A 21,664-nucleotide genomic window follows, 5' to 3' on the forward strand; every position below is an offset into this window, starting at 1 on the left:
GGGTATTACATATTAACTAGCCTGCTTTTCGATCAACAGACCAATGAGTCTTTGTCTCTTATACTATATCATATTTGAGCTTTCTTTTGACATGGCTTGATGAGAAAAAGGACTGGTAATTACTCCAGTCCTCAATTCTTTACTTTAGATAAGATATCTCATCTTATTTTTCTTTTGAAACAAAGTCATCCAATTGTTTTTGAACTTCTTTTTGAACTTTATCCCATCCAGCACCTTTAAGGTCTGAAAGGAGTTTTGGAAGTGTTTCATCAGGATCTACAGTACCAGTGTTGATACTTGCTTTGTAACGGTTCATCACGTTTGAGATATTTGACAATTCTGTTTTGATTGTTTTAGTATCTACGATAAATCCAAGAATTGGAGATTCTTTAGCATCTTTGATAGATTGATCGCGTTTTTCAATCATGTCATCTGTGATAGATTCTTGAGTGTAAAGAATTTTGTTGTTACCAGTGTTCCAAGCACCCATGTGCATTTTTGGTTGGTAACCATCAAGCAACTTGATTTTCTTGTCGCCAACTTTTTCCCAAGCTTTGCCTTCAACACCGAAAACAAGTCCATTAAGGAGTTCTGGATCACTGTTAAGAAGAGAAAGAACTTCAACAGCTTTTTCTTTGTTTTTAGAACCATTTGATACTACAAAGTTTGCCATTTGAGCTTGTAAAGTTGTTTTAAGAGCTTTTGTCAAAGGACGAGATACAATTTCTTTACCCGCAGCGTTTGTTAAGATAGTATCGCCGTAATCCATAGGACCTTGGGTTTCTTCACGCATAAACCAAGTGTTACCTTCTAATGGGTAACCTTCTGTGTTAGTTGCTGCATCTGTTGGGATGAGACCTTCTTTATACCATTTGTGCATTAAACGGAGATCATTTTTGAAGGAGTCATCATCATATGGGTTGATGATAGTAGGTTTACCTTCGTCAATTTTCACAGCAAATGGTTGGTTTTTAGTCAATGGGTAATCGTAATCACCTGACATATTAAAGACTTGTCCAATGGCAAAGGCTGCTGTGTTTGGTTCTTTTTCATGGAATTGTTTCAAAACAGCTTCTGCGTCTGCATAAGAGTTAATGTTTGAAATATCAAGACCATATTTATCCACTAATTCTTTATTGAAGGATAACATTTGTTGCGCATACACGTTAGCATCTACTGGGAAGGCATAAAGTTTACCGTCAATCGTATTTCCTTTGATGTAAGCTGGGTCCAAGTTTTTATAAGTTTTCTTCGCGTATTTTGGCATTAATTTTGTCAAATCAGCAAAGGCACCTTTTTGAGAGTTAACCACATAGTTATTGGCAAAAGCAATATCATAGTTTTCACCAGAAGAAATGATGGTACTCATCTTTTCGCCCCAGTCACCCCAACCGATGTATTGCAAATCAACAGTCGCACCTGTTTTTTCTTTAATGCGTTTATTGGCAATTTTCATCAATTCATCGAAATTATCAGGTTTATCACCAACTTGATACATCAACAATTTGACATCACCATTTTTTGAAGCAGATTTGCTTCCACAAGCTGCTAAACTAGAAGCTGCCAAAACAGTTCCAGTAACACACAAGATTTTTTGCCACTTTTTCATAAGTGTAGGCCTCCTAAAAAATTTTTACTTTTTAACACTAATTTAGCTAGGACTAGTTGATTCGCTAATCCTTAAGAAAACTACTCTTTAACGCCACCGATAGTCAAACCACCAACAAAATATTTTTGGAAGAATGGGTAAGTTAAAGCAATTGGTAAGGTAGCGATAACTACATTCGCCATACGAACAGACTCTTTTGGCAAGGATTTAAAGCCATCTGCCATTTGAGCACTCATTCCGGCATTTTAAGCGAGAGCTTGCAAATTACTTTGAATTTTCATTAGCAAGTATTGCATTGGATACAGATCTTCACTTTGCACATAGAGTAAAGCATTGAACCAGTCATTCCAATAACTCAAGGCTGAAAAGAGACTAATGGTTGCAATCCCTGGCACTGCCAAAGGTAGAACGATTTTTCTAAAAATCATGAACTCAGTTGCACCGTCCATGCGAGCAGATTCGATAATACTATCAGGAACTGTCTTTTTAAAGAAGGTTCTCATTACCAAAATCCCAAATGGTCCTAAGGCCATTGGTAAAATCAAAGCCCAGACAGAATCTTTTAATTGCAAGAGGTTGCTAACGACCAAATAGTTGGCGACAATACCTGGTGCAAAGAGCATTGTAATAAGAGCATAAACCGTAAAGAATCGTCTATATGGGAAATAAGGTCTTGAAATAGCGTAAGCGTAAGTTGACGTCATCGTTGTATTTAGCAAAGTTCCAAATACCGTTACAAAAACGGAGACACCGAAAGAACGAATAATACGTTGGGACATAGCTCCTTGGAAAATAAAGTGGTAAGCTTCCAAAGACATGACTTTCGGGAAAAAACTATAGCCATGATTGATCAAGTAATGTTCATCTGTGAATGAAATGATAATAACAAAGATAAACGGAATGATACAAGAGACGGCAAAGAGAGCGATTAAGATATTAAATATAAAGTTTACCCATGGTGCTAGTTAATTTCAAAATATCTCAAATTGTAAGCTAGTATGATTTGTTCAATCCTCAATTGCAGCCCTGTCATGCCCCTAGCCAGTGTTCGTTCCATATCAAAAAGGGAACAAAGTTCTGAAAATCTAGTCTCAATGGTTCGTCTCATAGCCATTAGTTTCCAATGATTATGCTGTTTAGCCCCTTCCATATTTTGACGCAAGGGAGTCCAGAGGTGATAGCCATTTTGCTTCAACTCATCTTTCAGCTCACGGTTAAGGTAACCTAAGTCTGCTAAAATGACGGATTGTTCACACCTTTCTAGCAACTCGTAAACTGCCTTAATATCATGAACAGAGGCTGGGCTGACAACATAATTCAGAATGTAGCCTGATAAGGTCACTAGCATGTGAACCTTAAAACCGTAAAACCACATATGTTTAGAGGCGGTGTAACCAATATTAGCTATCCCATTGAAAAGTCTGAACCTGTGGTTACGAATAGATTGACAAAGTGGCAAAGGAAAGCTGTCTATAATAACAATGGTATTGGGAGAAATTTGAGTGTTCATTGCCTGACGAATCACTTGAACCAGCCAAATCAACTGTCTTGCACGCCTATTAAAGCGACTTCTTTCTAGTAATGTACCGCAGGGAAATAGCTGACAAATCCTATAAAAGTGACGTTGTGATTTAATACCTAGTTCAGCTTGTAATAGCAGTAAAACTAGAAGAGATTGGTCTGAAACTTTGGACAGACAGACGTTACGACGGTGTTTGAAGTCTTCCGGACAATAATCCTGATAAAACTGAGAACAAATTTTTGATAATTGACGCATATTCCATTGTAAGTGATGGGATTTAGCTGTATACTGTAAGTGGCTCATTTGGACTAACCTCCTGTTTGTGTAGGCACTTACAGTATAGTCCTTTTGGGCTTTTTATTGTATTTTGAGATTAACTAGCACCACGGGTAAAGTTTGTTTTCTTGTCAAAGGTTCGAATATTAACCTTTTTGACTTTTTTCTTTTTCTCCATTGCTTCCTCCTAGAACAGAGCTGATTCAGGATCCATACGGCGTGCAACAGCATTGGATAAGAGTAAAATACATGTTCCTACAACTGACTGGTAAAGACTGGCTGCTGAGGCCATTCCGATATCACCTGTTGTTGCTAAGGCGTTATAAACATAAGTATCTAACACGCTTGTCACATCATAAAGCGGTCCTGAGTTCTTTGGAATGACAAAGAACAAACCAAAGTCAGATCTGAAGATATTTCCAATATTGATAATCAAAAGAATGGTCATCATTGGTAACAATTGCGGAATGGTAATATTTTTGATTTGTTGCCATTTGCTAGCACCATCCACCATCGCTGCTTCGTAGTAAGTATCTGAAATTCCCATAACTGAGGCATAATAGATAATACTATTATAACCAAGCCCCTTCCAAACACTCATAAAGAGTAAGATGAGTGGCCACCAAGTAGGATTAGAATACCATTTAATGGCTGTTCCACCACTTGAAGTAATCAGTTGGTTTATCAAGCCCTTGTCAGAATTTAGAAAGGCTGATACAAAATACTCAATAACTACCCAAGATAAGAAATAAAGTAAGAGTGACATGGTATGGTAAACCTTAACTGTTTTCTTATTACGCAATTCACTCATGACAATGGCAAAAGCGATAGCAAAGAAAACGTTAAATGCTAGGAAGACAACATTATAGGCAATAGTGTTTCGTGTAATTAGCCAGGCATCCTTTGAGGCAAAGAGGTATTTGAAATTATCAAATCCAACCCAAGGACTTTCTTTGAGACTTTCTAAGAAGCCACCTGCCGAATAATGAAAAGCTTTAAAGGCCACCACGTTTGCAAATACTGGTATGTAAAAGAAAAAGATGAACCAGATAAAACCTGGTAAGACCATTAACAACAAGGCCCGATATTTAATCACATTTTTCCAAAAGGATTGCTTTTTTGGTCTTCGTCATTGAAGGAACCCTCCCTTTGTTTAATCAAGTTATGGTTTAAGTATATCAAGCGCTTACATATCTCACAAGCAACAAATTATAGGTCTTATAAAACAAACTATAGATATGATAGCACAAAATATAGTTTGTCTTAGAAAGCCTTTTCAATTGCTTGAAATTCTGTCATACTATTGGTAGAAAATAGCCAAGAAAAGGAGATTTCATGACACTTCTATGCATTGATATTGGTGGCACTTCCATTAAATTTGCCCTCTACCAAAAGCAAGAGCTTAGTCACCAAAGTCACTGTCCCACACCAAGCTCTTTAGAAGCCTTTTATCAAAAACTTCAGCAAAAAGTTGAAAGCTATTTGCCTTATGACATCAAGGGAATCGCTATTAGCTGCCCAGGCGCGGTCAATAAGTTACAGGGCACTATTGAGGGAGCTAGCGCTTTACCTTACATTCACCATTTTCCGATCCAAAAAGCTTTAGAAGAAAAACTCGGCTTTCCTATTTCTATGGAAAATGATGCAAACTGTGCTGCTCTAGCAGAGGCTAGACTTGGGGCTGGTAAGGATGCAAAGAGCCTTGCTTTACTTGTCTTAGGCACAGGGGTCGGTGGTAGTCTTGTCATTGATGGCCGCATCCATCACGGGGCTCACTTATTTGGTGGCGAATTTGGCTTCATGGTCATGAATAATCGTTACCAGACCTTCAGTCAGTTAGGAACCGTGGTTAACATGGCAAAACGCTACAACCAACGCATGCATGGAGGCAAAGCTCTTACCGGTAAAGAGGTCTTAGAACTAGCAGAAAAAGGAGATCTCATTGCCCTTGAAGAAAGACAAGTCTTCTTAGAAACTTTAGCCATGGGGATTTTTAATATTCAACACGCTTTTGACCCTGATAAAATCCTTATCGGTGGTGGTGTTTCCCAAGCCGACTTTTTGTTACCAGCCATAGAAGCTCAGTTAGAAAAGATATACCAGAAGGTTGCCATCTCTGATTTGCAACCATCTATTGGTATTTGCCAATTTAAAAACGAAGCCAATCTTTTGGGCGCTGCCATTGACTTTGAACAAACTTATTTGGAGGGGGTTGATTAATGGATAGACTTGATTTTATTGACACACGATTTGGAACTGCTAATCAATACTCATTTTCAAAGGGAAATTGCTTACCTTTGACGGGTGTTCCATTTGGAATGAATTTCTTAGCGATAGAAAACAATCAAAGCCGAGGAGCTTGGTGGTTTCACCCTGATGACCACACCTTTTCAGGAATTCATTTGACACATCAACCCAGTCCTTGGATCGGGGATTTTTCAACCTTCAGTATGTTGCCGGTCAGTGGTCCAGTGACAAAAGGAGATGTGTTTCACAATCAAAGTTCCTATCGTCCCAAAGAAGCACGATTCCATCCTCATCGTCTAGAAATAGTTAGTCAGCGCCACCGCATTTTAAGTCGCGCTACTGCTTCTACCTATGGTTTTCATTGTCAGTTCACCTTCGAAATAGGAAAAGCAGGACTGATTTTTCACAACCCTGGTCAGAGCTTTTGGCAGGTGGAATCTGATCGTCAAACCATCTTAGGCTGTGTCCAAAACGTTTCCGATTGTCTGGACAAAGACCTCAAGATGTATGTTTATTTAAGATTGAGTCATCCTATTCAACAAAAATACGTCGGAAAAGAGCTCAAGAAAAAAACACTGGATGATCAAACACCTAATCAATTCACTTATTTCCAATTTTCTGATGATTTAACTCAGCTAGAAGTTACTGCTGCTACTTCTTTTATTAGTTTTCAACAAGCCGAGCTCAACTGGCAAAGAGAATTTCCTCAAACCTTTGAAGACAGTGTGACGGCAAATGCCGCCTCTTGGCATAGCTATCTGGATCGCATCGAGGTTGAAGACAAGAACTTTGACAAGGTCAAACACTTTTACCAACATTTTTACAGGGCACTACTCTTTCCACAGAAATGGTATGAACACAACGAAAACAATGAAGCCATTCATTACAATACTAGTCTAAAAAAAGTTGTTCCAGGTATTTTTTACACTAATAATGGCTTTTGGGATACCTATAAATCCGTCTACCCACTGTTATCTCTGATTGCACCTGATATTTACGAAGAAGTCTTAAAAGGATTGCTATCAGCTTATCAAGATACCGGATTTTTACCCAAGTGGCTATCTCCTGATGAACGTGGCATGATGCCTGGTACCTTAGTAGATGCGGTTATTGCTGACGCTGCCGTGAAAGGTATTGGACAGGACTTAATGCCAGACCTATTAGAAGCTATGGTAAGCACTGCTACCAGTCCTAGCGATGATCCACGATACGGACGCTTAGGGCTTGGAGGATTATCAAAGACTGGGATATATTCCAAATACTTATCACGAAAGTGTCAATCAAACCCAAAATTATGCCTATAGTGATTTTTGCATTGGTCAAGTCGCTAAGCATTTAGGCGATGAGGCACTAAGCTCATCTCATCATTTTCAATCCCTTAATTACCGACATCTTATTGACAAGGAGACAGGTTTCTTACGTAGCAAGAATGACAAAGGTAACTTTAGAACTGACTTTGATCCCCATAGTTGGGGCCAGGATTATACAGAAGGCTCTAGTTTTCAAAATAGCTTTGCTTGCTACCATGACATCCAAGGCTATATTCGTACTATCGGAGGCAAAGAAGTCTTTATCAAGCTTTTAGAAAACCTCTGTAACCAAGACCCTAGCTTTAAGGTGGGAGGTTATGGTTTTGAAATTCACGAAATGAGTGAATTAGCTGCGCAAGATTTTGGACAAATTGCTATTTCCAATCAACCTAGCTTCCACCTGCCTTACCTTTATCATTACATTGGTAAGCCACATTACGCCCAATTAATTCTTAAAAACCTGCTAACCCACGCCTTTGATCAAAATAGCTATCCTGGTGATGAAGATAATGGTAGCATGAGTTCTTGGTTCCTCTTTAATAGCCTTGGCTTTTATCCTGTCACGCCTGGCAGTGGGCAGTACTTGTTAGGCATTCCAATGCTGGATAAAGCTACCATTCACCTGCCAAATCAAAAAGACATCACTATCCATTGTAAGGGCAATGTGCCCCAGTACCAATTTGTCACTAAGACAAGACTTAACCAAAGTAACTATGACAAACTTTATCTGAATCACCAAGATTTAATAGAAGGTTGTCAACTAGAAGTCACCTTAGGACTCGTCCCTCCTCTTAACAATTATGCCAAAAACGATCTTCCTTATTCTTTAACCACTTAAAGAAGGGATCAAAACAAAAGCTGATACTTAGGTTCTTCCCAAGTATCAGCTTTTTTAGTCTTCTATTCCATTTTGAGCAATCACATCTTTAAACCAATAGGCCGATTTTTTAGGTCGTCTGACTTGGGTATGAATATTATTTTCTACCAAGCCATAACGGTTTTTATAAGCATTTAGCCAAGACCAGCCATCAACTGGCATCCAAACATGGAAACCAAAACAGTTAGATCCATCCTGTATGCCTTTATGCAAATACCTTAAATGTTCTGTTAAAAATTGAATGCGGTAGTCATCATCAATACGACCATCTGAATTACGGTAATGATCTTCTCCTGAGATACCCACCCCATTTTCAGATAAAAACCAAGGAATATTATTATAGTGGTCTCGCATTTTGATGGCAATGTCATAAACCGCTTCTGGGTAAATCTCCCAACCCTTATCCACATTCATGCGTCGACCTGGCATTAGGTAAGCATCATAATACCACTCAGGGCTCCATGAAGGGCTAATGACAGGGATCACATCTGGCGCTTTCACGCGCTTAGGATGGTAAAAATTCAAGCCCAGATAATCTACCTTATTGTTGGCAATAATAGCTAGTTCTTCTGCTGTTGATTCCCACAAGACACCATCTTTTGTCAAAACAGCAATCAATTCCTCTGGAAACTGCCCATGAACAGCAGCATCCATGAACAATTCGTTATTCCATAATTCCGCAAAATGAGCAGCCGCAAGATCTCTTTCGCTAGAGCTAGCAGGATAAGCAGGTGTCAAATTCAAAATTGTACCGATGCGACCATCTTGCTTATCGGCAGGCATTTGGCGATAGGCCTCAATTACTTTAGCAGTGGCTAGGGCTAAGTTATAAGCCACCTGGACCGCTTTTTTGCCATCCACAATAGCAGGATAATGGAATTGCATCAAGTATGAACCTTCCACAACCACCATGGGCTCATTGTGGACAAACCAATCCTTAACTCGATCTCCAAAAGCCTCGAAACAGACTTTAGCAAATGCGACAAAAAGCTCTACAACTTTTTTAGATTCCCATCCACCATAAGCCTTATAAAGAGTAATTGGCAAATCAAAATGGTGCAAATTGATAACTGGTCGAATGCCATTAGCTAGACAAGCGTCAATGACCTTATTATAATAAGTTAGGCCATCTGGGTTGATGCTGGCCGTTTCAAAATCATTGATCAGGCGGGTCCACTGGATGGAGGTGCGATAAGAATTATGACCAAGCGAAGCTAGTAAGGCTAAATCGCTCTCATAGTTATGGTAAAGGTCAGATGCCGTATCGGGTCCAACATAATTATAAAAACGCTCTGGTTCTTGCTCATACCAGTAATCGAACAAATTACGGTGCGGTTTGTGAAAACGCCCTTCGCTTTGAGGACCTGAAGTAGCTCCTCCCCACCAAAAGTTGTCTGGAAACTGTAACATCTTGTCTTCCTTTCTCTTATCGTGTGCCTTACTGATAATCTTCAGCTCGCGCTTGGCTAACTTGTGCACCGGATGCTAAAGTAGCTAATTCACCACTGCAATGCAGCTGGTAATAGCGGCTAGGGATATTGCTTCCTATGCGATGTCGATTCTCTGTTAAGGCTTGGTAAAGGTCTTTTGCTTTCTTATTATCTGTTAGAATGACTTGCCAAAGTGCCTTGTCTTGCGCAACACGTTCAAACCATGGCGCAATTGCCTTTTGAAAGGCTGGATTTGCTAGTCCCTTTAATTGCTCAGTAACTTTCTCAAGTTCATCCATCCAAGCACTTAAAGCTGCTTTATTTTTCATTAATAAAGCCTCTTCTACCTCAAATGGCAAGTCACGATGCAGGTGTCGATTGCCATTATGCCAAGCAAATTGTTCAAGAAATGCTGCCATTTGAGCATCACCACTATAATCAAGCAAGGCTTGTGGCCAAGAAAGACTTGGTTGGTATCGACTAGCATCCCACAAATAATAACTCATATCTGTCAAAGTCAACTTAGACAATTCCCAGCTAATCATCGGATTTGAAACAATTCCCCTGACTTGGTAATCTGACTTGGCTAAGAAGGGCGAATGATTAGCAAAAGGCGTTAAAAAGAGTCTTTCAGAGTCATTTTGGTAATCGTTTACTGGAATATTATCCCAAATAATCATCGGGCGTTGATAGACGGCTGCCATAGTTACCACGTCATCTTCTGAAATTTGACTGGCTAGTGTGCTTGGCCCTGTCCAGAAAAAGGCCACATCTGAAGGAATTGATTGAGATAGCTCTTCTAAATATAAGGAATCATGATGGTTGTCATATTCGGTCGGACAAACCACCAATTCTGGCGCTGCATGATGAGCTTGCAGATACTGATAAAGGCTAGTTGCCAAATGCCCCTGTGCAAAAGCCGTCTTTTTAAACCGTCTTTCCACAGCATCTACAATCTGATAATCAATATCATCTAGTAAAAGCCCAAAATGACAAACACCCAAATCTAAGAGTTGCTGCAATTTTTGATAAAGCAAGTCATAATCTTCTTCCTTAGTATAATCAAAATCCAAACCAGGACTAATCATATACCAAAAATCCACCTGTCTGTCTTTAGCAACCTTCACCAGCTCTTCAAAATAAACCATCCAATCTTCTGGGTAAAGGTCACGCCAGTTCTTTCGTTGGTAATCATCATCTTTAGGAGCATACATGTAAGTGTTCATGCCCTTATCTGCAATAAAATGCAAGCAATCTAAACGCTCTTGTCTCGTCCATGGTGTACCGTAGAAGCCTTCAATGACCCCACGCATCTCAAATGTTTGACAGAAACGATTGGCAAATAAAGACGACCATTTTCAAAGCTAATAACCTTTTGCAAAGCTTCTTGAGCATAGCCAAAAGCCCGTAAATTTTGACTTTCAATCACAATTTCTGCCTAATCTGAAATGGTCAATTTAAAAGCATCTTTAGCCAAGTGACGGTTAAAAAGGTGCTTAATGGTAAGGCTAGCCTTTCCTTCTTCAATCCAATTAAAGTAACTCGCTTGAGCTAGAGAGTCCTTCATAGACGTTTGGTTTTCAAAACGGAAAAAACGACCTACAAAACGGGTGGCTACTGGTGCTTCAAAGACTAAATAATCCCCTCTGGTCACCACTTCTTGATACTGCTTAAGAGCTTGGTAAATTGATATCTTCATACTCCTTTTAACATTTATTGATAATCTTTATAACTACTACTCGTCTTTTTGACAACTACTTTGTCTCATATAGAGTTGAACGGGAAGCTGGCAAGAGCTAACCACTTGTTTAGGATCTTTCATCTGAGCAATCAACAATTCAGCAGCTTCTTTTCCCATCTGATAAAAGTTTTGACCTGCTGTGGTCAAGGTTGGATTTAAGAGACTGGAAGCTTGATTGTTATCAAAACCAACAATGGCCACCTGATCAGGAATGGTTAAAGAACTCTGGATTAAGAGTTGAATCAAGGAAATGGCCAACCAGTCATTTTCCATAACCAGCCCTGTTTTAAGCTCCTTATGGGCTAACAAGTCTTCTAGCAAATATTCCAAAAAATCTTCCTTGCTTTGAAGAGCTTCCTTTGAAAAGAGCCTAGCCTGTCCGTCAGTTTCTGCCATAGCAGCCAAATAACCCAGATAGCGGTCACGAACCGAGGAGACTTCCCCAAAAGATTCAGTGGTGACAAATAAGATACGATCACAAGCTTGATCAATCAAATGTTTGGTCAACTGATAGGAACCACCTTTATTGTCTGCCACAACAGAGGGAAAAGCAAAAAGATCCAAGCTCTTATCCAATAAGACAAGTGGAATATGGTGCAAATCGCAATAAAAAGGCAGGTCAATGCTGTGATTAACATCCTCAGGATAAAAAATGATGCCCTGATAATCGTTAAGCTCTTCCATTTTAACTTGGCTAGCCAACTGAACCATGAGTCGGTAACCTTTTTCAGCAGCTACTTCCATAATACCCTTGGCATAATCTCCCAATTCAAAATCAGAAGCAAACGGTAAAATCAACAAAATATCTTGATACTGACTAGGGATGACTTCTTTTTGATGTCGAATAAAACTCCCTTTCCCTCTAGTCCTTGTAATCAAGCCTTCTTGCTCTAGTTCAACCAAAGCACGCTTGGACGTAATACGACTTACTGAAAACTGTTGGGACAGTTCTTTTTCAGTTGGCAAACGATCCCCCTCTTTCAAATCGCCTTGGTCAATCTGATTTTTAATAAAATGATATATCTTTTTATACAATAATTCCGCCATGATAGTTCTCCTTTAGTTAGTATAGCACGATAAAAAAACATTGTAAACCTTTTCAAAAAACAATGGACAAAAAAAGACTTATCATTTATAATGGACTTGACTGTAAAAAGATATATCATTTCGGAGGATGATGACATGACATGACCTATTCCACAAAGCGTCTTAACCTTTATGGACAAGATTGAAAGCCTGTGTGGTCAAGAACACGCCGATTGGGCTCTTAATTTTAAAACCAGCTTTGCCAACACTTTAGAAACCACTCTAAAAACCTATGAGGACGGTACGAGCTTTTTACTGACAGGAGACATTCCTGCCATGTGGCTGCGCGATTCAACGGAACAAATGAAACCTTACCTTTTTTTAGCTAAAGAAGACAAAGAGATTGAAACAATCATTGCTGGCTTAGTCAAACGCCAATTCCGTTACATTTGTATCGACCCCTATGCCAACGCTTTTAATGAAGAAGAAAATGGTAAAGGTCACCAAAGTGATCACACTCAAATGAATCCATGGATCTGGGAACGTAAATATGAAATAGATTCGCTTTGCTATCCTGTTCAGTTAGCCTATCTCTTGTACCGAGAAACTGGCAGCACTGACCATTTCAATGATGATTTCCACAAGGGGATTTCCTTAATCCTTGACTTATGGACTGTCGAGCAAGATCATTCTAAAGCTCCTTACCTTTTTGAACGTGACACTTGGCGAAAAGAAGATACCTTAACCCATGAAGGAAAAGGAAGTCCAGTCAAGCCAACTGGAATGACCTGGTCTGGATTTAGACCAAGCGATGATGCCTGTCAATATGGTTACCTCATCCCTTCTAATATGTTTGCCTCAGTCGTCTTAGGCTACATCAAAGAGCTCTATAGTCAAGTCTTTGATAATCAAGCTATCGCCAATAAGGCTGATGAGCTCAGACAAGATATTCTAAAAGGTATCCAAGAAGAAGCCTTGGTGCAAAACCAAAAAGGGCAAACTGTTTATGCTTATGAAGTAGATGGCTTTGGACACTATTCCATTATGGATGATGCTAATATCCCAAGCTTATTAGCGGCTCCTTATCTTGGTTTTTGTGCCAAAGATGATCCTATTTATCTGGCGACACGTCAAACCATCCTTAGCCCAGAAAATCCTTACTATTACCAAGGAAAGGTGGCTTCTGGTATTGGTTCCTCCCATACCCCAGAAGATTATATCTGGCATATCGCTTTAGCGCTGCAGGGCTTAACAGCCATCGACAAAGAAGATAAAAAAGCGATGCTTGATTTACTGGTAGCCACTGATGCCGGAACCCATCTTATGCACGAAGGCTTCCATGTCGATGATCCTAAACAATACACGCGCCAGTGGTTCTCTTGGGCTAACATGATGTTTTGTGAACTCTTACTCGACTACCTGGGCTACCACATTGCTCCTTAGAAAGGGACTTATCCTATGACCCGCAAGAAAGTACATATTATTTCTCACAGCCACTGGGACCGTGAATGGTACATGGCTTATGAACAACACCACATGCGCTTAATCAACTTGATGGATGATTTGCTTGACCTCTTCAAGACAAATCCTGACTTTCATAGCTTCCATCTTGATGGTCAAACCATTATTCTAGACGATTACCTACAAGTAGAAGCCGAAGTCAGACAAGCCATTGCTAAAGGCAAACTAAGAATTGGTCCCTTTTACATCTTACAAGATGATTTCTTAACCAGTAGCGAATCAAATGTCCGCAACATGTTGATTGGTAAAGAAGACTGTGATAAATGGGGAGCCAGTGTCCCTCTTGGTTATTTTCCAGATACCTTTGGTAACATGGGACAAACCCCTCAATTAATGCTCAAAGCAGGTCTCAAGGCAGCTGCCTTTGGACGTGGAATTCGTCCAACTGGCTTCAACAATCAAGTAGACAATAGTGAGAAATTCACCTCACAATTCTCAGAAATGGCCTGGCAAGGACCTGATGATAGCCGAATTCTTGGCCTCTTATTTGCCAATTGGTATAGTAATGGCAATGAGATTCCTACAGATGAGGCTAAAGCCAAAGCCTATTGGGACCAAAAATTAGCTGACGTGGAGCGCTTTGCTTCGACAAAGCACCTGTTAATGATGAATGGTGTTGACCATCAACCCGTTCAGCTTGATGTCACCGAAGCTATCGCACTAGCCAACCGTCTCTACCCAGACTACGACTTTGTCCACATCTGCTTTGAAGACTACCTAAATGATCTGGCAAGTGAGCTTCCAGACGATTTATCAACTGTTTATGGCGAAATTACCAGTCAAGAAACCAACGGTTGGTATATCTTAGCCAACACTGCTTCTGCCCGCGTTTATATCAAACAAGCCAATACCAGAGTCTCTCGTCAGTTGGAAAATCTAACCGAACCTCTAGCCAGCATGGCCTATGATATCACAGGAACTTACCCTCATGACCAATTACGCTATGCCTGGAAAACCTTAATGCAGAACCATCCACATGATTCCATCTGTGGCTGTAGTGTTGATAGCGTCCACCAAGAAATGATGCCCCGCTTTGAAAAAGCTTATCAAGTTGGTGTTTACTTAGCTGACAAAGCGGCACAGCAAATTGCTGACGCAGTTGATACCAGCTATTTCCCAGAAGATAGTCAGCCCTTCTTAGCCTTTAATACCAGTGGACATCCTAAAAACAAGGTGGAAGAATTTAGTATCACTTGGAAAAAATGTTTCTTTGGGCAACGTTTTCCTAAAGATGTTTATCAAGAAGCTAAAGATTATCTTGCCAACCACCCACAGCACTTCCAAATTATTGACGCTAAGGGACAAGTGGTCAAAGAAGCCGAAATCCTATCAACAGAAATTGCCTTTGATTACGATTTACCAGAAAGAACCTTCCGTGAAGCTTATTTCGCCATAAAAGTAAATCTGCGCTTACCTTTAACTCTAGAAGCGATGTCTTGGCAAAGTTTTGCCCTAGTAAGTAGTAATAGTTCTGAGCCAGAAGCTGAAAAAGGTCTCTTTGATGAGGAAACTGGTACACTAGAAAACGACTACCTCTCTATCACTTTGAATGAAAAAGGACTCTTAGATATTAGAGATAAGGTCAGCCAACAGGTTTTCCACGACTGCCTACAATTTGAAGATTGTGGTGACGTCGGAAACGAATACATTTTCAGACAACCCAATCACGATCAACCTTATTTTGCCCACGAAGGTCACTCCACTCTTCAGGTTAAGACCATCACTCCAAATTTAGCAGAGTTAGTCTTAAGGCAGAGCTTTGCCATCCCAGTCTAAGCAGATGACCTCTTACAAGAAGAGATGGAAGCTGTCATAGACATTACCGAACGCCGTGCTGGACGTTCTAAAGAACTGGCTAAGCTGACCTTAACAACCCTTATCCGATTAGAAAAAGGCAATCCTCGTCTTCAATTTACAACTACTTTTGACAATCAAATGACAAACCATCGCTTACGTGTCCTCTTCCCAAGTCCAATAGAAGTTGATCATCACTTTGCTGATAGTATCTTTGAAACCGTCAAACGCCCTAATAAACCAAACCAACAGTTCTGGGAAAATCCAAGTAATCCACAACACCAAGAATGCTTTGTCAGCCTCTTTGATGGCGAAAATGGACTGACTATCGGCAACTATGGTCTAAATGAATATGAAATCTTACCAGAAACAGCTACGGTTGCTTTAACCTTACTACGTTGCGTTGGTGAGCTAGGTGATTGGGGCTATTTCCCAACGCCTGAAGCCCAGTGCTTAGGTCAGCAAGAAGTCCATTATAGCTTTGAAAGTATTCGCAAAGAAACTCAATATGCCAGCTACTGGAGAGCGCAAGAAGGACAAGTTCCACCAGTCATCACACAAACTGATCACCACAAAGGACAAATCGCTTCAAGTAAGACTTATTTGGCTCCTCTAGCTGATCAAGTGGCCTTAACAGCCTTCAAGCGTCGTATCTCTGATAATGCCCTAATCACACGCGCCTACAACCTCTCTAATGATAAGTCCTGTCCTTTATCCTTAGACCTTACTCACCACCAAGCACAAGTCACTGATTTACTGGAAAGGGAAATGGGCGATTCCCTTCCTCATAATCTAGAAAAGGCAGAAATTATAACACTAGCTTGGAAAGAAGACTAAAAGAAAAAGCTTAGCAACTCCTAAAAGAGTGTTAAGCTTTTTTACTTGCCAACTAATTCCGTCATTTTTCTAAATAGCTCTTTTGAAACAGACGTTTCTAATTGCCTGATTAATCGGTCGCCAAACTGGTGAGAGAGGTCAAAAATGCATCCATTTCCTTTTTTGACCTTAAAACACTGACTTTTCCATCATAACTTTGCAATTGCTTTTCCATAGCTGGATAAGACTTTGAAAATTGCCAAACAAAGGCTAAGAACGTTAAATAATCTCGGTCTAAAGACTCCTTAAATGTTTTAGGCATTTCCGGTCGACTAGAAGAAGAAAAGGCAAAGAGCAGACTTCGTTTGAGGACCCGTAAAAGGTTGAAAACTCGCGGTCTTTTTAGCCAGACTACATGATCTGCTTCAGCTAAGCGTATGGCTAAACTATTTTGAAAATTGCCATCAATAAGCCATCTCTCATGCCCTTGCATAAATTCAAATAAGAGCTGACCAAAACGTTCTTCAGCTTGACTTGAATAATCCATGTCATGCCAAATCACATCCAAATGCAGACAAGGAAGGTCCAAACGCTGGCAAATTATTTGAGACAAATAGGTCTTTCCCGAACCTGGACTACCTATAACAATCATCTTCATTTACTCACCTATTACATGTTCTTTTCTGACAAAGCCTTACCATAATCTAACCAATGGGCTTGATAAGAACTTTCTGTCACAATAAGCCCTTCTAAATCCGATACCTGATAAATCCCTCTGTTTTGACATGCCTTTACGCAATGCTCATAATAAGGCCATTGATCACTGTCATCTAAGTTCACAAAGAAGGCTTTCAAAACCTAAGCGCATGGCCCAGAATGCCCTTGTATGCCCATCTAAAATGTAAAAACCATCTCCAAAGCGCCTAACCGTAATGGCAGACATTTGATTAATGGTTTCCTTAGTTAACCAAGTTGCGACTTGGTCCACTTTCTTTTCAGACAAGTAAAACTGACTGGATTGAAGCTAATCAAGACTTATCTTTAGCTTTGTCATAGATTTCTCCAAACTGCCTAGGTGGATTCATAGGGCTAGTATGTTTACCAATCCTCTTTTCCATCCAAATCATATCAAACCATTGCTCAAATTTATAGCCAGACTGATGAAACCTTCCCACCAACTCAAAGCCCAAAGAGTCATGAAAATTACGACTCGCTTGATTTAAAAAAGGACTTTGTTTGTCTGTATAAGCAATACAAGCATTCAAATTAAGAATTCCCATTTCTTTCAAGTAGGCCTCTAATTACTGATAGAGTTTTCGACCAATTCCTCGGCCACGTGCTAACGGAGCAAGGTAAATCGCTAGCTCTGCAGACCAAGCATAGGCAGGTCCTTCATGAAACTGACTCGCATAAGCATAGCCTAAAATCGTTTCATTTTCTTCAGCAACCAAGTAAGGATAAAAGGTCATCACCGAAAGCATCCGTTGCCTAAACGCCTCTAAGCTAGGAACCTCATAGTCAAAGGTTATGGCTGTTTGCGTCACATAAGGTTTATAAATCTCACGCAAAGCTTTTGCATCCGCCTCAGTTGCCACTCGTATCCTAATAGTCATTTCTGATTCCCCTTCTATCTAACAGATAATCACTCATCATCATACTATTTGTGTGATAAGCTCTCTCAAACTAGTCACCTAAAAAAAGACTAGTTCGCTCTCTTTTTCAATTTAACCACAGCCTCTGTTCTTGCAGTGTGTGGAAACATATCAACAGACTGAATATAGGAAACCTCATAAGCTTTTACCAGGGAAACCAAATCCCTTGCTAAAGTCGAGGTATTACAAGACACATAAACCATCTGCTCAGGCTGATAGTCTAAAATAGTTTCTAGCAGCTTCTCATCAAGTCCTGTTCGTGGTGGATCAACAATAATAGCATCAGCGCGATATCCTTCTTGATACCTTTTAGGAATCAGCTCCTCAGCCTTACCAGTTTCATAGTAAGTATTGTCAAATCCCATAGCCTTGGCATTCTTTTTAGCATCCGAAATAGCTTCTGGAATAATGTCCATTCCACGCACCGACTTCACTTTCCCAGCAAAGGCAAATCCAATTGATCCCACACCACAATAGGCATCAATAATGTGGTCTTGCTCCGATACATCAAGTGCTTTAAGCACCTGCCCATATAGAACCTCTGTTTGCTGAGGATTTAGCTGGTAAAAAGCTCTCGGAGACAAGGAAAATCCATAATCCAGAACAGCTTCTTGAATAGTATCTTGTCCCCAGATAATTTCAGTATTTGGCCCATAAATCTCACTGGACTTAGAAGGATTAATATTAAGAGCTACCGTTTTGATTTCTGAGAAAGCCTCCGTTAAATCCCTGACAAAGGCTGCTAACCTAAGTTCCTTACTACTAATAATAATTAACTGTACCTCATTGCTAGCCTCAGCTTTACGCACCATAACCGTTCTGACCCCTGCAATTTTGCGTTCATTATAGATAGGAACCTTATGCTTGTCTAAAAGAGAAGTCACTTTATTAATAATAGCTTGAGTTAAAGGGTCTTGTACCAAGCAATCTTCAATAGCTACCAGGCGATGGCTTCCTTCTGAAAACAAACCAGATGTAATTTTCCCACCAAAAGAACGCGTTTGAAATTGTAGCTTAGCTCGGTAATGTTGAGGTTTCTCCATTCCCAAGGTACGACGGACCTCAAACGCTTCATAGCCTTTAGGCTTAAATTTTTTCAAGGCTTGTCTAATCACATCATCTTTAAAATCAAGTTGCTTGGGATAAGCTAAATGCATAATCTGACAACCACCACACTGTTCATAAATGAAACAATCAGGAATAACACGATGTTTAGACTTTTTATTAATGGTTAACAGTTTTGCTTGCGCAAAATTACGCTTAACAGCCGTAATTTCACAAAAAATATCTTCCCCCTTCAAAGCTCCAGGAACAAAGACCAGTGTCTTTTGATAAAATCCAATTCCCTCACCATTTATTCCCATTCGCTTGATTTTTAGCGAAATTTTTTGTTTAACTTTAATAGCCATAGTTCTGTTACTAATTCTCCTAACTCTCCCCAAAAAGGTCAACTTCTCTTTATCGTTTCATAAAATCTTACTTCTATTTTACCATTTTTGCTATAATGAAAATATGAAAATACAGAAAATTGAAAAGAAAAAACGTCTTTATCTTATTGAACTCGACAATGGCCAAAAACTTTACGTCACCGAGGATACGATTGTAAGATTTATGCTGAGCAAAGATACCATTATCACTGAAGAGGAATTAAAAGACATCACGAGCTTTGCCCAATTCTCACATGGTAAAAATCTAGCCCTTTATTTTATTAGCTTCCAGCAACGTACCCAAAAAGAGGTTCAAGATTATCTCTTAAAACATGATATTGACTCAAGAATTGTCCCACAAATTATGACTGACTTAATCAATCATAATTGGGTAAATGATCAAAGCTATGCCCAAAGTTACATTCGACAAAATCAATTATCCGGTGATAAGGGGCCTCTTGTATTGAAACAAAAACTTCAGCTAAAAGGAATCACTAGCGACATCCTATTACCTCTTCTCGAAGAAGAATCTTTTTTACCCATTGCCGAAAAAGTAGCTCAAAAACTCTATCAAAAACAGGCAAAACGACTACCACTAAGAGCACTTAAAGAAAAAATAAACCAAAATTTATTACAAAAAGGTTTTTCTTACCAACAAACAAAGCAAGCCATTGAGCAGTTGGATTTCAATGAGCCAACTGAAGACCTATATGATTTACTCGATAAAGAATTTGACAAACAGTATCGAAAATACAGTCGAAAATTTCAAGGTTACGACCTCAAACAAAAGCTTTATCAAGCACTTTACCGTAAAGGTTTCGATAACGATGACATTAAATCTAAGTTACGAGAATATTTCTAATGCTAACTAAAAAAGTGATTTATTTACTTAAATATGGTAAACTATAAAAGATAAGTTTAATTGTAGAAAGTTGGTAAGGCATGAAATTACCTAAAGAAGGCGACTTTATTACAATTCAAAGTTATAAGCATGATGGTAGATTGCACCGCACCTGGCGCGATACTATGGTACTAAAAACAACTGAAAATGCTCTTATCGGAGTGAACGATCACACCTTAGTCACAGAAAGCGATGGTAGGCGTTGGGTGACAAGAGAACCCGCAATCGTTTATTTCCATAAAAAATACTGGTTTAACATTATTGCAATGATTCGAGATAGCGGTGTCTCTTATTACTGCAATTTAGCAAGTCCTTATCTCATGGATGCTGAAGCATTAAAATATATTGACTATGATTTAGACGTCAAAGTTTTTGCAGATGGCGAAAAACGACTACTTGACGTTGATGAATATGAAATACACAAAAAAGAAATGCAATATAGCCCTGATATGGATTTTATTTTGAAAGAAAATGTCAAAATATTAGTTGACTGGATTAATAATCAAAAAGGACCATTCTCAGATGCTTACATCACTATTTGGTACAAACGTTATCTTGAACTGAAGAATCGTTAATAGTTGTCAAGCGCTCCTTTGGAGTGCTTTATTGATTACACAAAAGAAAAGATATATGGCATTTCAAACCATTAAAAAACGCTATGCTAGTTTCGGTGTGGCTACAAGTTTACCACCTGAATTAATTGATGACATATGGCAAATTATTGACCAGAATTTAAAGGGTTTCATTTCCCGCGTTGTAAAATGAAGTGCAACAAAAAAGACATGTTCGTCTGATATACTAGAATTCCCCAATTCAGTATGGAAAGCAGATGAACATGTCCAACATTAATTCTACCAGAAAATCATCCTATTCTCATCTTTCAGCCACAGAACGGGGTGAAATTGCTGCTTATCTTAAAATGGGAAAGAAACCCGCTGAGATTGCTCGACTCTTGGGTCGTCACCGTTCTACAATCTGCCGAGAAATAAAACGTGGTTCAGTAGAACAGGTAAAGGATAAGAATGGAAAACAAACCTTCTTCAACGCCTATTTCGCTGATAGTGGGCAACGTGTCTATGAAACCAATCGTCAAAAGAGTTCTTATCTCAAGTTGAATGACTGCTCCGCTAGGTTCATTGAACAATTAGAATCTGCCTTGACGGCTAACATTCGTCTCCATAGTGTGGATAGTTTTGTTCAGACTTACAAAGTGAACCATCCTGAAGAAGTCGTCCCCTCTACCAAAACGATTTATCGTTATATCAAAGAGGGGGTATTAGCTATTAAACCAATCGATTTGCCTAAGATGGTTAGTATCAGAAAACGTTCTAAGAAAGTCATGAAGACGAATAAGAAGACTTTAGGTAAATCTATCGAAGAACGTCCAGAATATATTAATGATCGTTCTGAATTTGGGCATTGGGAGATTGATTTGGTTCTCGGCAAGAAAACCAAAGGTGAAGCTGTTATGTTGACTTTGGTAGAGCGCCAGACACGCTATGCACTAGGAGTTAA

At 39.4% G+C, this 21,664-nt stretch carries 14 protein-coding genes and 6 pseudogenes; 8 read left to right on the top strand and 12 right to left on the bottom strand.

What is annotated here, in order from left to right:
- Positions 1–163: 163 nt before the first annotated feature.
- The 4 genes and pseudogenes from STRIC_RS03110 to STRIC_RS03125 form a co-directional block, all read right to left on the bottom strand.
- The gene (locus STRIC_RS03110; RefSeq protein ID WP_008087843.1) at positions 164–1,609 is read right to left on the bottom strand and encodes an ABC transporter substrate-binding protein; all 1,446 of its coding nucleotides are present in this window, start codon (positions 1,607–1,609) and stop codon (positions 164–166) included.
- 80 nt (positions 1,610–1,689) lie between these two features.
- A pseudogene (locus tag STRIC_RS03115) lies at positions 1,690–2,553 on the bottom strand (carbohydrate ABC transporter permease).
- 17 nt (positions 2,554–2,570) lie between these two features.
- Positions 2,571–3,434 (bottom strand): IS982 family transposase, encoded by an 864-nt coding sequence (locus STRIC_RS03120; protein WP_008086983.1) that lies wholly within the window; start codon positions 3,432–3,434, stop codon positions 2,571–2,573.
- 160 nt (positions 3,435–3,594) lie between these two features.
- Positions 3,595–4,476 (bottom strand): ABC transporter permease subunit, encoded by an 882-nt coding sequence (locus STRIC_RS03125; RefSeq protein WP_407635922.1) that lies wholly within the window; start codon positions 4,474–4,476, stop codon positions 3,595–3,597.
- Positions 4,477–4,742: 266 nt separating this feature from the next.
- Here STRIC_RS03125 and STRIC_RS03130 point away from each other — a divergent pair, with 266 nt between their 5' ends.
- Entirely contained in the window at positions 4,743–5,627 is an 885-nt protein-coding gene (locus STRIC_RS03130) for an ROK family protein (RefSeq protein WP_008087985.1), read from the top strand.
- Positions 5,627–7,802 (top strand): annotated as a pseudogene (locus STRIC_RS03135) (GH92 family glycosyl hydrolase). Before STRIC_RS03130 ends, STRIC_RS03135 begins: the two are co-directional and overlap by 1 nt.
- 54 nt (positions 7,803–7,856) lie before the next feature.
- Here STRIC_RS03135 and STRIC_RS03140 read toward each other — a convergent pair.
- The 3 genes and pseudogenes from STRIC_RS03140 to STRIC_RS03150 form a co-directional block, all read right to left on the bottom strand.
- Positions 7,857–9,251: a glycoside hydrolase family 1 protein gene (locus STRIC_RS03140; protein ID WP_008087855.1), complete on the bottom strand. Its 1,395-nt coding sequence runs from the start codon at positions 9,249–9,251 to the stop codon at positions 7,857–7,859.
- Between the two features lie 28 nt (positions 9,252–9,279).
- Positions 9,280–10,964: pseudogene (locus STRIC_RS03145) on the bottom strand (beta-N-acetylglucosaminidase domain-containing protein).
- Between the two features lie 42 nt (positions 10,965–11,006).
- The gene (locus STRIC_RS03150) at positions 11,007–12,059 is read right to left on the bottom strand and encodes a GntR family transcriptional regulator (RefSeq protein WP_008088004.1); all 1,053 of its coding nucleotides are present in this window, start codon (positions 12,057–12,059) and stop codon (positions 11,007–11,009) included.
- Between the two features lie 171 nt (positions 12,060–12,230).
- Here STRIC_RS03150 and STRIC_RS03155 point away from each other — a divergent pair, with 171 nt between their 5' ends.
- Positions 12,231–13,481, top strand: a complete 1,251-nt coding sequence (locus STRIC_RS03155; protein WP_008087859.1) for a glycoside hydrolase family 125 protein — start codon at positions 12,231–12,233, stop codon at positions 13,479–13,481.
- Between the two features lie 15 nt (positions 13,482–13,496).
- A pseudogene (locus tag STRIC_RS03160) lies at positions 13,497–16,190 on the top strand (alpha-mannosidase).
- 109 nt (positions 16,191–16,299) lie between these two features.
- On the opposite strand, the gene STRIC_RS03165 reads toward STRIC_RS03160, so the two are convergent.
- The 5 genes and pseudogenes from STRIC_RS03165 to rlmD all read right to left on the bottom strand — a co-directional run bounded on the left by STRIC_RS03165 (position 16,300) and on the right by rlmD (position 19,230).
- Positions 16,300–16,827 (bottom strand): P-loop NTPase family protein, encoded by a 528-nt coding sequence (locus STRIC_RS03165; protein ID WP_008087917.1) that lies wholly within the window; start codon positions 16,825–16,827, stop codon positions 16,300–16,302.
- Between the two features lie 11 nt (positions 16,828–16,838).
- The gene (locus STRIC_RS12090) at positions 16,839–17,009 is read right to left on the bottom strand and encodes a hypothetical protein (RefSeq protein ID WP_008087991.1); all 171 of its coding nucleotides are present in this window, start codon (positions 17,007–17,009) and stop codon (positions 16,839–16,841) included.
- Entirely contained in the window at positions 16,996–17,157 is a 162-nt protein-coding gene (locus tag STRIC_RS11730) for a ParB/Srx family N-terminal domain-containing protein (protein WP_234944186.1), read from the bottom strand. Before STRIC_RS11730 ends, STRIC_RS12090 begins: the two co-directional genes overlap by 14 nt.
- A 40-nt stretch (positions 17,158–17,197) precedes the next feature.
- A pseudogene (locus STRIC_RS03170) lies at positions 17,198–17,782 on the bottom strand (N-acetyltransferase family protein).
- Positions 17,783–17,871: 89 nt separating this feature from the next.
- Positions 17,872–19,230: a 23S rRNA (uracil(1939)-C(5))-methyltransferase RlmD gene (gene rlmD, locus STRIC_RS03175; protein WP_008087926.1), complete on the bottom strand. Its 1,359-nt coding sequence runs from the start codon at positions 19,228–19,230 to the stop codon at positions 17,872–17,874.
- A 103-nt stretch (positions 19,231–19,333) separates the two neighbouring features.
- On the opposite strand from rlmD, the gene recX reads away from it, so the two are divergent.
- From recX to STRIC_RS03190, 4 genes and pseudogenes are all read left to right on the top strand, one after another.
- Positions 19,334–20,110 (top strand): recombination regulator RecX, encoded by a 777-nt coding sequence (gene recX, locus STRIC_RS03180; protein WP_040831904.1) that lies wholly within the window; start codon positions 19,334–19,336, stop codon positions 20,108–20,110.
- A gap of 80 nt (positions 20,111–20,190) precedes the next feature.
- Positions 20,191–20,724, top strand: a complete 534-nt coding sequence (ntdP, locus tag STRIC_RS03185) for a nucleoside tri-diphosphate phosphatase (RefSeq protein ID WP_008087845.1) — start codon at positions 20,191–20,193, stop codon at positions 20,722–20,724.
- Positions 20,725–20,779: 55 nt separating this feature from the next.
- Positions 20,780–20,887: pseudogene (locus tag STRIC_RS11735) on the top strand (DUF960 family protein); the annotation flags it as partial.
- A 97-nt stretch (positions 20,888–20,984) separates the two neighbouring features.
- Positions 20,985–21,664 (top strand): IS30 family transposase (locus STRIC_RS03190; protein ID WP_200857367.1); only part of this gene is annotated, 680 nt, incomplete at its 3' end.

This window comes from Streptococcus ictaluri 707-05 (assembly GCF_000188015.2).
In the GTDB taxonomy this organism is placed as follows: domain Bacteria; phylum Bacillota; class Bacilli; order Lactobacillales; family Streptococcaceae; genus Streptococcus; species Streptococcus ictaluri.